Genomic DNA, 13455 nt, shown 5'->3' with positions numbered 1-13455 from the left:
AACCAAATAGCATACCGTAAATTGACGAATGCCCATTCTCGATTGACGGATGGCAAAACATAGAATAAAAACTTATCCGAACTCTCTACAAATCATCGTAAAAAAGAAAACCGAGGCGTTTGCCTCGGTTTTTTTTCCAAATGTTACTCTAGTCAATTCTTGTGTAGAGGTGAGATCATAATGTGCGCCCTATGTGTTCCCGGATTCATTATCCAAGGATGGTTAGATCCGATCGGGTTTTCTGGAAGCCCGGTCGAAGCTGCCGTGGCATACGGCAAATACACTACATAACGGTGATGTGCACCTTCGACCTTATTGGTCGCAGGGTCGTACCTATCGCTCTCTCCAAAGTAAATATGCAAGGTAGCACCCGGTGTTCCCATGGCCAGTTTACCGGATTTTGCTTCATCCTCTCGAATTTCATTGATCTCAGGTCCTGATTTCCCCTCTGCCCTTAATTCTCGGCCACGGGCCATAAAAGGTTCCAAACTTTTGTGATAGCAGGCCGAATTAAATCCCGATTTTTTGGGGTCATCCACAAGCACGATAAACTCGTTGTCCCCTTCTTTAAAGGTTACAAACTCGCCGGCCATGTTGTACCCTATTACGGTACACCCATCTCGGCTTACTTCCGGGGCTGCCATTAAGGATGCTGCTACCAAGGCCTCGTCGGAGTCGATGGGGACGTAGTTGGTTTCGGTTTTACCTGAACCCCCCTCTAAATTTTCTGTAATGGCAGAATCATCTAGCTCTGTTTTGTTTCCATCGCTGTTTTTACAGGAAATTAGAGCTCCTGAAAGTACAACTGCTAAAATTATTTTTTTCATTGTATCGAAAATTGGTTTTTACTTTAATTCCGCAAATAGCATCTTGGGAAAAGTAAAATTCAACAACTATCCCAATTACAGACACTTGCATACTAGCAGTAAGTTATAAAAATTTTGATACAAGCCTATCAACGGGCATACTAAACTTTAAAATCTGCTCACGGACTCTATCAACAACAAATAGGCTTTTTCCGTAACATTTGAAATTTTCAATCTATCTTTCGGAGCTCAACTCTTCTATTTAGAGCTTTCCCCTCCTCTGTGGCGTTGTCACCAATGGGCATGCTCTGCCCATAACCTTCACTCTTCAATCTTGATTCATCAACACCTTCGTCCACCAAAGCGATAAGAACTGATTTCGCCCTATTTTTAGATAATTTCATATTGGCCTGTTCGCTCCCAACATTATCCGTGTGACCCTCAATACTAATTTTTAAATCGGGATTGGCATTTAACATTTTGGTGATCTCGCTCACAATTTCATAAGATTCTGATTTGATTCTGGATTTGCCTGTATCAAAATTAATATGGAGGGTGGCAAAACCTTTGGAATTGATATCGTCGATAATTTTATCTGCTGTTATTTTTTCGATAGTTTGCTCAAAATCTTTAGATTCCACCACACCGATCTGCCCCCTAGCAGTATCGGAATAGACCTGAATACCAATTTTTTTGGTCGGTGTTTTTAGAACATACATTCGGATGGGAGAATTCACTATATCGCCAACATAAAAGTTATTGAAATAAGCGTGGCGATCGTTCACTGTTTCACCTTTTTCATTTATCAGGCTATCAGGTATGTTTCCTTCAAAAACAAGTTCGGCACCAATTTCTTTCAAATATTCCTTAACACTTTTATCGAAAAAATACTGATTCCAATCCTTATCGTCATCCATCTGGATTCCCATTTTTTCCACACGTCCTTCAATATCAAAAAATGAATTGCCATCAAACATTTCAAGTTTATGAAAATCATAGGATTCGGTAGCGCTGGTATTTTCGTCAATAATCATTCCACTGGGGGCTGTTATGTAAGGAAACCCTCCTATATCTTTAAGGGTCAACGGAATTTTATCCCAAGTAAAAGCTACCGTGGAACTTTTGGGCTCAATTTCTACCTTGCCCACTTCTGCTTCGGCAACTGGGTTTACAGTAGTTTGATCGACTGTTCCTCCTTTTTCTTTTTTACAGGACAATACAGTGACAATGGCAAGCAAGCCAATTAGATAATTTTTTTTCATTCTTGGTTTTATTTGATTTTTCTTAGCACTAAGGTTTCTCCTCAGGTTCGGTTAAACTAGTGCTTTTCCAATCCACAGAATGCCATAAATTGACCAATGCCCTGTTTGGATTGATAAATCAAATAATCCGACACTATACGCCTTCTTTTTCTTGTATCAACTCTGCCTCAAAAAGTGTGGTAAAATGTTTGAGAAGTTTTTGTTTCACTTCTTCCATATCCACTTCTTTTTGGCCCAGTTCCACATTAAGGGAAGTCACGGCCTTATCCTTAATGCCGCACGGAATCATGAGATCAAAATAGCCTAGATCGGCATTTACGTTCAAGGCAAAACCGTGCATGGTTACCCAACGACTTGCCCGCACGCCCATGGCACATATTTTACGGGCAAAAGGGGTGCCTACATCCAGCCACACCCCTGTTTCTCCTTCGGAACGCTCGGCCTTAAGGCCATATTCTCGCAGGGTGAGTATTACCATTTCCTCCAATAAACGTAAGTACTTGTGTATATCGGTAAAAAAATTGTCCAGATCCAAAATGGGGTAGCCCACTACTTGACCCGGACCGTGATACGTGATATCGCCACCACGGTTTATTTTATAAAAAGTAGCTCCTTTGGCCTCCAGGGCCTTCTCGTCCACCAATAAATTATTGATATCGCCACTTTTTCCAAGTGTATATACGTGAGGGTGTTCCACAAACAAAAAATGATTGGGAGTTTCAAGACCTGCTTCTTCTCTTCGGTTGCGAATTTTGGTATCCACAATATCCTTAAAAAGGGATTCTTGGTAATCCCAAGTCTCCTTGTAATCTTTAAACCCCAGATCCTGTAACGCAACTTTCTTATTCATGTTACAAAGATACGAAGCTCAATTATGGAAAACTATTTCTCCAATTCCACCTCCAAATCCAAAATGGTGGGGTCGTTCATCATATCCAAAAAGTTAACCTCAAAAATCAAGGTCTTACCATCTTGACTAAAGGTTGCTTCTTTTGCTGATGTAGATTTTATTTTTCTGGGAAAATGATACTTTAGGGTATACGTAGACCCCGAAAGAAACATTTCGCCGCCCTGCATGCTATCCAATTGTTGCTGAAACAGCTCTTGGTCCAAAATCTTTGCCGTACGGCTAAACTTGTTCTTTTTGAATGTATACTTTACCTCGGTAGGTTGCTCTGCAGGCTGTATCGGACCTTGTTGGGTATTGGTTTTGTTCCCGATGGAACTTGCATTATGGAAAGCATTGAATGCATCGTTCACTTGGTTCACATCCTTAAAATCGCTAAAAAGATCAAACTTCATCTCTTTGGTATCCGGATTCATAACCATATGCATATTAAATGGCTCCAATTTTTTCAGTTTTGCCTGTTCCTCTTGAGGCAATTGTGCAATACTATCCTTGTGCTCTTCCAAAAAATCTTTGAACGAAATAATGGAATCTATGGCTTCTTCGTTTTCCTTGGCCATTTCGTTCCCTGCCATATCCATCATTTCTGAACCATCAAACTTTATGGACAACTTGCCCGACCCGTCTTCGTTCAAATGGAGTTCCTCGGTAAAATTGCACGATGCCAAAAGGCCCAAAATGGAAATTATAACGTACTTAAGTTTCTTCATGTTTATGTAATGGTTAGTTGTTTATCGTTCTATCACTTTTGATTTAACTATTACCAAAAGCGCGCTAAAAATACCATTAACCCCACATATGCACAACAAGACACGGTTTTTTTGGATAAGCTACGATCAATTGGTGTTGTTCAAAATTATCAAAGCCGCGATAACGCCCGGGACCCAACCGCAAAGGGTAAGTAAAAAAACAATTAAAATAGACCCACATCCTTTCCCGATTACGGAAAGGGGAGGAAACAGAATGGCCAATAAAACTCTCCAGAAACTCATTGATTTGATTTTTGATTGATGATTACTTATAGGTAGTTAAAATACCTGTTCTGTTACAGAAAAACGACTATTTTTAACCAAAAATCTGCCAAATATGCGGTTTTTCTTCCTTATCACTTTCTTGGTGAGTTCATCTGTTGTTTTGGGGCAATACCAGTTTTCTGGAGAGGTCGCCCTGGAAAATGCCGGAAATGCCATTTATTTATCCGTGGTAGAGGACTACCGAAAATCTTCTCGAGTGTATTTGGACCAAATAGTTCAACAAGGTATAGTGGATTCCATGGGGCATTTTTCCTTCTCCGGTGATAATCTAAGTGGACAAAACCGCATATATCGCATCCATTTGGATGGATGTTCGGACAGTTTGGGCAGCAAGCACTTTTTAGGATTGTGCAACAACAGCAAAAGTGTTCTTTTTATCGCCAACAATAAGGACACCCTGCAATTTCCAACTTCTTTTGAAGATCAATCCCTCTGCACCATAAATTCTACAAATCCAAAATCCGGCCTAATTCTGGAAATAGAGGAACTAAAAGAGCACATGGCGTACGATTTGGCCGAATATCCCAGCGAGGCCAACCTTAATTTGAATTTAAAAAAATGGTTCAAGGTCCTTCATAACTTTGGAAAAAAAACCAACGAACCTTTGGGCGAACTCTACATTTACGATTTTCTGTCCGACAAAAGCAATGAGACCTTCAAATTTTATCTGGAAGACCTAGTTGCCAATAACTATTACGAAGATTTGGCGGAAAGATTGACCGTCGATTATCCCAACTCGACCTTTACCCGGCAATACCGTGCCGAGATAACCACGGACAGGGAGTTGGCCAGTTTTGGCAAACCACGGTCCGGCAAATGGAATAGGACCATAATCGCGCTTTTGGCAGTATCCGTATTGGGAAATGTAGTTTTTTTCTTGAGCAAAAAAAGAAAGAGCAATGCCTCCCTTCTACTCGAAAAATTAACCCCTCAAGAACAAAAAATAGCCCATCTAATATTGGAAAACAAAACCAATAAAGAAATTGCCTCCGAGCTTTTTGTAAGTGTAAGCACCATTAAGACCCACATTAATAACCTGTATAAAAAACTGGATATTGCCTCCAGGGACGAAATGTCCATTCTGTTCAAAAAAAATAAATTTCAACCCAGGGACTAGTACCGATTTCCAACGGAACAAAATTCGTCCAACCATTGATTTTAGTGAATTTGGCCATCAAACCATAAATCACGTAAAATCATGAAACAAATTTTAACCGCATGGCTTATGCTTTGCATTGTTTGTGTTTCGGCACAAGACTTCAACAAGGAAATAACAACAAAAAACGGTCAACAATTTTTAGTAGGACAAATAAACCTGGATGGTTTGCAATCCAAACCATATAGCAACTGGTTTCAGGCTCGGTACAACGCCTATAAAGTAGACGAAACTTTGGTATCCCTTTTTCAAAAAGAATTAAAGGGGTACAACATCAAACTATTCTTGGGGACCTGGTGTGGAGACAGTAAACGGGAAAGTCCCAAATTCATTAAAATATTGGAAGCGGCCGATTTTCCCATGGAACAATTGGAAATAGTTGGGTTGGATTATCGCAAAGGCCACTACAAAACCAGTCCGACCGGAGAGGAGAAAGGGTTGAACATAATCAAGGTGCCGACCATCATCTTTTTTAAAAACGGAAAAGAAGTCAATAGAATCGTTGAGAGTCCGCTGGGAACATTGGAAGAGGATATTTCCCAAATAGTTTTTGGGAAGGACTATATACCCAATTATGCATATTAAGTTGTAGTATGGCAGGAAATTAAAGCGCAAAAGTGTAATTTTGCGCTTTAAATTTTTTGAAGACTATGCAACTATCGGAACAAGAGATCGTTCGAAGGGAAAAATTGACCAAACTCAGGGAAATGGGCATTGACCCATACCCAGCAGCACTGTATCCTGTTGATGCCACTTCCAAGAGTATCAAGAATGATTTTGAAGAAGGAAAAAAAGTAGTGATTTCCGGTAGATTGATGTCGCGTAGAATTCAAGGTAAAGCTTCGTTTGCCGAACTTCAAGACAGCGAAGGTAGAATTCAAGTGTATTTTAACCGTGACGAAATTTGCCCGGGAGATGACAAAACCCTTTACAACGATGTCTACAAAAAATTGCTGGACATAGGGGACATTATTGGAATAGAAGGAGAGCTTTTCACCACTCAAGTAGGTGAAAAAACCGTGATGGTGAAGAACTTCTCACTGTTGAGCAAAAGTTTAAGACCGTTGCCGCTACCAAAGGTAGATGACGAAGGTAAAGTGTACGACGCTTTTAACGATCCAGAGCTGAGATACCGTCAGCGATATGTGGATTTGGTAGTGAACCCACACGTAAAGGACACTTTTATAAAAAGAACAAAGATAACCACCAGTATCCGTGAGTTTTATAACCAAAAAGGATATTTGGAGGTTGAGACACCCATATTGCAACCCATACCGGGCGGAGCTGCGGCGCGTCCGTTCCTAACGCACCACAATGCGCTCAACATTCCATTGTACCTGCGTATTGCCAACGAGCTTTATCTTAAAAGGTTGATAGTTGGCGGGTTTGACGGCGTTTACGAATTTGCCAAGGATTTCCGTAACGAAGGTATGGACCGCACCCATAACCCGGAGTTTACCGTAATGGAACTCTACGTAGCCTACAAGGACTATAATTGGATGATGGACACTACAGAAGAACTATTGGAAAAAGTAGCTATTGATGCAACTGGAAGTTCCAAAGTAATAGTGGGTGATCACGAAATAGAATTTAAGGCACCCTACCCAAGGGTTCCCATTTTGGAGGCCATTAAAATCCATACGGGAATTGACGTTTCTGGAATGGACGAAGATGAACTTCGAGAAACCGCCAAAAAATTGGGCATTGAAGTGGATGACACCATGGGCGTAGGTAAATTGATAGATGAGATTTTTGGTGAAAAATGTGAACACCACTACATTCAGCCCACGTTTATTATCGATTATCCAAAAGAAATGAGCCCGTTGACCAAAGAGCACCGCAGCAATCCTCGATTGACGGAGCGTTTTGAGTTGATGGTAAACGGTAAGGAGTTGGCCAATGCCTATTCCGAGCTCAACGATCCCATTGATCAGCGCGAACGTTTCGAGGACCAATTGAAACTTTCCGAAAAAGGAGATGACGAAGCCATGTTCATAGACCAGGATTTCTTGCGTGCACTTGAATACGGAATGCCTCCAACATCGGGTATCGGTATCGGCATAGACCGTTTGGTAATGTTAATGACCAATAATTCTTCTATCCAAGAAGTGCTTTTCTTCCCGCAAATGCGACCAGAGAAAAAGCAGGTAGAGCTTACCGAAGAGGAAAAAATCATTTTGGACATTCTTAAGCCACAAGGTCAGATGACCTTATCCGACCTTAAGGAAAAAGCAGGGCTAAGCGGTAAAAAATGGGACAAGAGCTCTAAAGGCTTGACCAAGCATGGGCTCATCAAAATAGAAAAAACGGAAGATGCCCTACTCGTAAATTATACGGGATAGAAATAATGAACACATAATTTTTAACATACTATCTTATTCAGAATTAAATTAAATCCATCATAAAAGAAGAGCCCTTAAGGGCTCTTCTTTTTTTCCATTAAAACACTGATTACCAGGTATTATTTTAAAAAAAACCATTATCTTACCCAATAATTCCTTACAAAAAGCAAAGGAATTTCAGCAGCCCCCACAACAATATCTAACTAAAATCTACTAAAATGAAAAAGTTACAACTTACCTTTTTCCTTACCCTTTTGGCTACATTAACAACCTTTGCCCAAGAGGTAACCGGAACCGTTTATGATGACCAAAATGTGCCCTTACCGGGCGCATCGGTCCAAGTAAAAGGCTCTCAAACAGGAACAATCACCGATTTTGATGGAAAGTATACCATTGAGGCAAACACCGGAGATATTTTGATCTTCTCCTATGTGGGTTTCAACACCCAAGAAGTCACAGTTACCAGCAATACCTTAAATGTAACCCTACAAGCAGGATTGGAGTTGGAGAATGTTGTAGTGGTCGGTTCCAGAAACCCGAATAGGACAGCTACAGAAAGTACTGTCCCTGTAGATGTAATAGACATAAAGGAACTAAACAATATGGCGCCACAGGTAAATTTAAATCAAATATTAAATTATGTAGCGCCTTCCTTTACATCCAACACCCAAACCATTTCCGATGGTACAGACCATATAGACCCGGCATCTTTAAGAGGGCTTGGGCCCGATCAAGTTTTGGTATTGATCAATGGTAAACGCCGGCATACCTCTTCCCTAATTAATGTAAATGGCACATTTGGTCGAGGTAGTGTTGGTACCGATTTAAACGCAATTCCCGCAGCAGCAATTAAGCGTATTGAAGTGCTAAGGGATGGGGCAGCTGCCCAATACGGTTCAGATGCCATTGCCGGTGTGATCAATATTGTTTTGAATACCACCGTAAATGAATTAACGGCAACCGTAACCAGTGGTGCCAATTTTTCCAAAAATGCAAATGGGCAAACAGGCGGCATAGATGGTGAAACAACAAACTTTGCTGCTAGTTATGGTCTGCCACTTGGAAATAATGGCGGATATATCACATTTTCTGGTGATTTTGATGTTAGACAAGATTATAATCGGATGAAAGAATGGGAAGGCAGTGTCTTTAATCTTTATAATACGGTTGAACGTTTTGCCAATCAAGATGGTTATAATCTGGCCAATTTATTGGACGATGATGTTGCAGATGTGATCCAATATGCAAATCAGGCCAATATCAATCTCAACGGAGCAACGACCAAAGAAGAACTTCAGCCTATTTTGTCCGAAGATAATACCGAAGCGGAATTGGCAGCAAGAGGGCAGGAAAGAAGCGATTTTAATATGCGCGTAGGCCAATCTGCCTTGCGAGGCGGTAGATTTTTTACCAACTTCTCCTTGCCCCTAGATGATAAGGGCACTGAACTATACTCTTTTGCGGGTATTAGCTCTAGAACAGGGAATTCTGCAGGATTCTATAGACTTCCAAATCAAAGTAGAACATTTACACCGGCCTACATTAATGGATTTTTACCTGAAATCAATTCTACCATCAGAGATAAATCATTATCTGCCGGTATAAAAGGTATGATTGGTGATTGGAATGTGGATTTCAGTAATACCTACGGAAAAAACTCTTTCTTATACACCATTGGGAACACCTTTAACGCTTCTCTACAAAGCTCCTCTCCCACTGTTTTTGATGCAGGGGGGTTTTCCTTTAGCCAAAACACCACCAACCTCGATATCAATCAATTTTTCGATGATGTAATGTCCGGTCTGAACGTGGCTTTCGGAGCGGAATATAGAGTAGAAAATTATAACATAGAAGCAGGTGAGGAGGCATCCTATTCGCAATATACGGCAGAAGGCCAAGTAATAACCCTAGCTTCGCAAGAACCCTCACGAGATTTCTTTGGAAATGCTAGACCAGGTGGCTCACAGGTTTTTCCGGGCTTTAGTCCAAACAATGAACTTTCCAGGGGAAGAAGTAGTATTGCGGGTTACTTTGATGTAGAGGCTGATTTTTCCGAAGAATTCTTGGCAAGTTTTGCCACTAGATTTGAGGATTATAGTGATTTTGGGTCCACCATCAATTTTAAATTGGCGACCCGTTACAAAATTTCAGATAATATAAATATTCGTGCTGCGGCAAACACTGGATTCCGAGCGCCTTCCTTGCATCAAATTAATTTTAATTCTACATCAACAATTTTTGACCAGAACGGAAATCCACAAGAGGTCGGTACTTTTGCCAATGATAGTAGGGCTGCACAGCTTTTGGGTATTCCACAACTTAAGGAAGAAACATCTGGTAGTGTTAGTTTAGGTCTTACAGCTAAAATCCCTGATGCAAATCTAACCGTAACTGTAGATGGTTATTTTGTTAAAATCAATGACAGGGTAGTTTATACTGGACAATTTCAAGGACCTGGCAATGGGACTGAACTAGACAACTTGTTAAGTCAGGCCAATGCTACCGCGGCATCTTTCTTTGCCAATGCCATCGATACCGAGTCGAAAGGTTTGGATGTGGTTATTACGCACAAGGCCCAGTTTGGTGGTAATTGGAATTTAAAATCCGACCTAGCGGGTACTTTTTCCCAAACAAGAAAAGTGGGAGATATAAATGCTTCAGAAGTTTTGGAAAATGCAGGATTGGTAGAGACTTATTTTCCTGAAGACAGTAGAGTTTACTTGGAAGAGGCCGTTCCTAGAACTAAAATAAACTTATCCAACAGCTTAACTTCTGATAAATTCATTGTGTTTTTAAGGAATGTATATTTTGGGGAAGTTACAGAGGCTACTACCAATATAGATAGACAACAAGTGTTTAGTACCAAAATAGTTACGGATTTATCCATCGGATATAAAGTAACCCCTGCACTTACTTTTACTGTTGGCGCCAACAACTTATTGGATATTTATCCCGATAGGGCGGCTGAGACCTTGAGCGATGGAGGAAATAACAGAAGTGATGGGCGTTTTGACTGGTCCAGAAGAGCTCAGCAATTTGGTATTGGCGGTAGGTTCCTTTTTGGGAGAATTAGCCTTGCTTTAAAATAAAGAACTCTTACTCCTTAATTTTATATTCTTTGAAGCCCCAAATGGGGCTTCTTTATTTTTTTAAAATTTAACAAAAAAAGCATAGCTTAGAATCCCATATGGAACTAAGCAAAAAAATAGGCCTGGTTTTAGGTCCCGTAGCCTTTCTGGTTTTGAATATATTACCTTTCGAAATTGTTTCGGAAAAAGGTGACCCGGTTATTTCTGTTGCTGTATGGATGCTCATATGGTGGATCACCGAAGCGGTATCCATTTCGGTTACAGCATTGCTCCCCTTGCTCTTATTGCCCATTTTAAAAATCTTGCCCATTGCTGAGGTTGGTGCCAACTACGGCAGCCCTATCGTGTTTCTATTCTTTGGGGGGTTTGTAATGGCCCTGGCTTTGGAGAAAGTTAATTTACACCGAAGAATCGCCCTGAACATTATCCGACTAACCGGAACGACGCCGAACAAGGTCATTTTAGGCTTTATGATCGCCACAGCATCTTTAAGTATGTGGATCAGCAATACTGCAAGTACGGTAGTTATGTTGCCTATTGCGCTTTCGGTAATCAATTTATTGGTGGACGATGCCGACGGTTTCACCAAAAACGATCAAAATTTCGCACTGAGCGTAATGCTTGGCATTGCCTTTTCGGCGAATGCTGGGGGCATTGCCACGGTAATCGGTACTCCTCCCAATTCTGTACTGATCGGTTTACTGGAAAACGAGTACAATACCGAAATATCTTTTTTAAAATGGATGACCATTGGATTGCCATTTTCGATCATTATGGTAGGAATTTGCTATTTGGTATTGGTTAAATGGATGTTTCCCAATAGGGACCTAAAATTTAATGCATCAAAAGATGTTATCCGTACCGAATTGGATAAATTGGGCCCCACCTCTGGCAAGGAAAAAATGGTTCTCACCATTTTCGGTGTAACCGTATTTCTATGGATTTTTAGAACCTTGATCAATAACCTCTTCCCTCAATTGGGAATCACGGATACCATGATCAGTATTTTTGCAGCAATAGCATTGTTTGCCATTCCCTACAACATAAAAAAGGGTGATTTTATCATTACTTGGCAAGACACCTCCAAACTGGCCTGGGGTATTTTGATCCTTTTTGGCGGTGGACTGGCCCTGGCCCAAGGAATGTCCGCAAGCGGTATTGTGGATTTGGTCGCAAGCAGCATTGCACAAAGTGAAATCAGTATTTTGTTCACTGCTGCCCTGTTAATTTTCCTGATGCTTTTTATGACGGAGCTTATGAGCAACGTTGCCCTTGTGGCAGTCTTAGCGCCCGTGGTCGCAGGGATTGCCATAGGTCTTGATATTCCAATGCTCCATTTATTGATTCCGGTGACCATTGCCAGTAGTTGTGCGTTTATGCTTCCAATGGCCACACCGCCCAATGCCATTGTTTTTGCAAGTGGTTACGTTAAAATACCTCAAATGGCCCGGGTGGGGGTAATTCTCAATCTTATTGCCGTACTTCTGTTGGTGTTAGTGTTCCAGTTTGTAATTCCCCTATTGTTCTAAACTAAAAATGCCCCTCCGGGCGGAAGGGCATTTTTACAAACTAACTAACTCAAAAAAATGTAAGAAACTAACTTAACTAACGCTACTCTCCACTAAACAAGTGGTGCGTAACTATTTGTTAAGTACAAAGTTATAACTCTTTTTACGATAAATTATTGTAATTAGAATTTTGTTAACGAACCAAAAAAGCAGTAAAACATTGCGTACCTCGTTCAAACCCCATCAATTCCTAAAGCAATTGTACAGATTTACACTTTTTATTGAAAAATCGATAGGTAAAAATCCATTTCACTAACAATTCTTACTTCCTCCGTTCAATGTTATATTTTTGTTAACCAACAACTTATAAGTATTCTTTAACATAAATTACCTTCAAAACAAAAGCCCCTCGGTCAAGGGGCTTTTTTAGCTAACTCAAATAAGTTGTAAAATGAAGAACATTTTACTGCATTGACCCTACATAAGGATCAAAACCTTCGGGGAGATACTTGGAAGTATCAAAACCCAACTCTATTTCTTCCTCCTCCATGTAGTTGATGGATGTTACCGCAATTACATCAGTGTACGGGTCAAAACCCTTGGGCAACAAATATTCACTGTTAATTCCCAATTGCAGTTCTACTTCATCCTTTACATAAGGGATCGATTTTAAATCCACATAAGCTTCGTAGGGAGAAAAGTCCTCTGGCAAATAATCCTTGGTATTAAAACCAAGTTCCAAATCCTCCTCTTCCATATAGTTAATGGAGTGTACATCCACTACCTCTGTGTAAGCATTAAAATTCTCGGGCAGATATTTTGTGGTATCAAAACCTAATGCTGATTCAACGTTGTTTTCGAGGTATATAATGGAATTCAAATCAAAATAGCTTACATAAGGATCGAAACCCTCGGGAAGATAATCGGAGGTATCAAAACCTAATTCAACTTCAGGCTCTTCTTCCAAATACACTATTTCGTTCAAATTCAACTCGTAAGATGCATAATCGTTCATCTCGGAAGTTGAATCGTTCAACTCTGCACCTATATTAAGTACGGTTAAACTGTTCTCTAGACTGCTCAGGCTCCCGGATTGAAGCTCGACGGACCTGAAATTTTGCTGGTCGTTGGCTATGGCGGTACTACTTAATAATACACTTCCATAAATTAATAATAACTTGTTCATTTTTTGATTGAATTTTATGATTGATGATATGCTTATAAGACTATCCAAATTCCAAAACGTTACAGTCTTTAGCATTTTTTTACGAAATTTAGATATCCGTTGAGCCCAGCAATACGGGGCGATACAAGCCAAACCACCAGTAAAACGCAGGACTCCCAATGGTTG

The 13455-nt window shown here is 40.4% G+C and carries 11 protein-coding genes; 5 read left to right on the top strand and 6 right to left on the bottom strand.

Annotated features, from left to right (window positions below):
• Nucleotides 1-152 precede the first annotated feature (152 nt).
• The 5 genes from AB9K32_RS16545 to AB9K32_RS16525 form a co-directional block, all read right to left on the bottom strand.
• Complete coding sequence (locus AB9K32_RS16545; RefSeq protein WP_224837815.1) at nucleotides 153-827, bottom strand: hypothetical protein; 675 nt, start codon at nucleotides 825-827, stop codon at nucleotides 153-155.
• 209 nt (nucleotides 828-1036) lie between these two features.
• On the bottom strand, nucleotides 1037-2068 hold the full coding sequence (locus AB9K32_RS16540; protein WP_369885877.1) for an OmpA family protein: 1032 nt from the start codon (nucleotides 2066-2068) through the stop codon (nucleotides 1037-1039).
• A 133-nt stretch (nucleotides 2069-2201) separates the two neighbouring features.
• On the bottom strand, nucleotides 2202-2918 hold the full coding sequence (gene lipB / locus AB9K32_RS16535; protein WP_369885875.1) for a lipoyl(octanoyl) transferase LipB: 717 nt from the start codon (nucleotides 2916-2918) through the stop codon (nucleotides 2202-2204).
• A gap of 32 nt (nucleotides 2919-2950) precedes the next feature.
• Nucleotides 2951-3685, bottom strand: a complete 735-nt coding sequence (locus AB9K32_RS16530) for a hypothetical protein (protein WP_369885873.1) — start codon at nucleotides 3683-3685, stop codon at nucleotides 2951-2953.
• A 126-nt stretch (nucleotides 3686-3811) separates the two neighbouring features.
• Nucleotides 3812-3967 carry a YqaE/Pmp3 family membrane protein gene (locus tag AB9K32_RS16525; protein ID WP_224837819.1) on the bottom strand — a complete coding sequence of 52 codons (156 nt, stop codon included), beginning with the start codon at nucleotides 3965-3967 and terminating at the stop codon, nucleotides 3812-3814.
• A gap of 94 nt (nucleotides 3968-4061) precedes the next feature.
• On the opposite strand from AB9K32_RS16525, the gene AB9K32_RS16520 reads away from it, so the two are divergent.
• The 5 genes from AB9K32_RS16520 (at nucleotide 4062) to AB9K32_RS16500 (ending at nucleotide 12125) form a co-directional block, all read left to right on the top strand.
• The gene (locus AB9K32_RS16520; protein ID WP_369885871.1) at nucleotides 4062-5126 is read left to right on the top strand and encodes a response regulator transcription factor; all 1065 of its coding nucleotides are present in this window, start codon (nucleotides 4062-4064) and stop codon (nucleotides 5124-5126) included.
• A gap of 81 nt (nucleotides 5127-5207) precedes the next feature.
• Nucleotides 5208-5750, top strand: a complete 543-nt coding sequence (locus tag AB9K32_RS16515) for a thioredoxin family protein (RefSeq protein ID WP_369885869.1) — start codon at nucleotides 5208-5210, stop codon at nucleotides 5748-5750.
• 65 nt (nucleotides 5751-5815) lie between these two features.
• Nucleotides 5816-7507: a lysine--tRNA ligase gene (gene lysS, locus AB9K32_RS16510; protein WP_369885868.1), complete on the top strand. Its 1692-nt coding sequence runs from the start codon at nucleotides 5816-5818 to the stop codon at nucleotides 7505-7507.
• Nucleotides 7508-7725: 218 nt separating this feature from the next.
• Nucleotides 7726-10596, top strand: a complete 2871-nt coding sequence (locus tag AB9K32_RS16505) for a TonB-dependent receptor domain-containing protein (RefSeq protein ID WP_369885866.1) — start codon at nucleotides 7726-7728, stop codon at nucleotides 10594-10596.
• 98 nt (nucleotides 10597-10694) lie between these two features.
• A complete protein-coding gene (locus AB9K32_RS16500) occupies nucleotides 10695-12125 on the top strand; it encodes a DASS family sodium-coupled anion symporter (protein ID WP_252080604.1) in 1431 nt (476 codons plus the stop codon).
• Between the two features lie 442 nt (nucleotides 12126-12567).
• On the opposite strand, the gene AB9K32_RS16495 is transcribed toward AB9K32_RS16500, so the two are convergent.
• Nucleotides 12568-13290, bottom strand: coding sequence for a hypothetical protein (locus AB9K32_RS16495; RefSeq protein ID WP_224837825.1), 723 nt, complete (start codon nucleotides 13288-13290; stop codon nucleotides 12568-12570).
• Nucleotides 13291-13455 lie beyond the last annotated feature (165 nt).

Origin of the sequence: Allomuricauda sp. XS_ASV26, from assembly GCF_041224615.1 — a bacterium.
Taxonomy (GTDB): domain Bacteria; phylum Bacteroidota; class Bacteroidia; order Flavobacteriales; family Flavobacteriaceae; genus Flagellimonas; species Flagellimonas alginolytica.
This window is presented reverse-complemented; position numbering and strand designations above follow the sequence as displayed.

What these genes read in the sequence shown, in the direction of transcription:
- AB9K32_RS16545 (WP_224837815.1), bottom strand. Translation starts at nt 827, where the DNA reads ATGAAAAAAATAATTTTAGCAGTTGTACTTTCAGGAGCTCTAATTTCC.
- AB9K32_RS16540 (WP_369885877.1), bottom strand. Translation starts at nt 2,068, where the DNA reads ATGAAAAAAAATTATCTAATTGGCTTGCTTGCCATTGTCACTGTATTG.
- lipB (WP_369885875.1), bottom strand. Translation starts at nt 2,918, where the DNA reads ATGAATAAGAAAGTTGCGTTACAGGATCTGGGGTTTAAAGATTACAAG.
- AB9K32_RS16530 (WP_369885873.1), bottom strand. Translation starts at nt 3,685, where the DNA reads ATGAAGAAACTTAAGTACGTTATAATTTCCATTTTGGGCCTTTTGGCA.
- AB9K32_RS16525 (WP_224837819.1), bottom strand. Translation starts at nt 3,967, where the DNA reads ATGAGTTTCTGGAGAGTTTTATTGGCCATTCTGTTTCCTCCCCTTTCC.
- AB9K32_RS16520 (WP_369885871.1), top strand. Translation starts at nt 4,062, where the DNA reads ATGCGGTTTTTCTTCCTTATCACTTTCTTGGTGAGTTCATCTGTTGTT.
- AB9K32_RS16515 (WP_369885869.1), top strand. Translation starts at nt 5,208, where the DNA reads ATGAAACAAATTTTAACCGCATGGCTTATGCTTTGCATTGTTTGTGTT.
- lysS (WP_369885868.1), top strand. Translation starts at nt 5,816, where the DNA reads ATGCAACTATCGGAACAAGAGATCGTTCGAAGGGAAAAATTGACCAAA.
- AB9K32_RS16505 (WP_369885866.1), top strand. Translation starts at nt 7,726, where the DNA reads ATGAAAAAGTTACAACTTACCTTTTTCCTTACCCTTTTGGCTACATTA.
- AB9K32_RS16500 (WP_252080604.1), top strand. Translation starts at nt 10,695, where the DNA reads ATGGAACTAAGCAAAAAAATAGGCCTGGTTTTAGGTCCCGTAGCCTTT.
- AB9K32_RS16495 (WP_224837825.1), bottom strand. Translation starts at nt 13,290, where the DNA reads ATGAACAAGTTATTATTAATTTATGGAAGTGTATTATTAAGTAGTACC.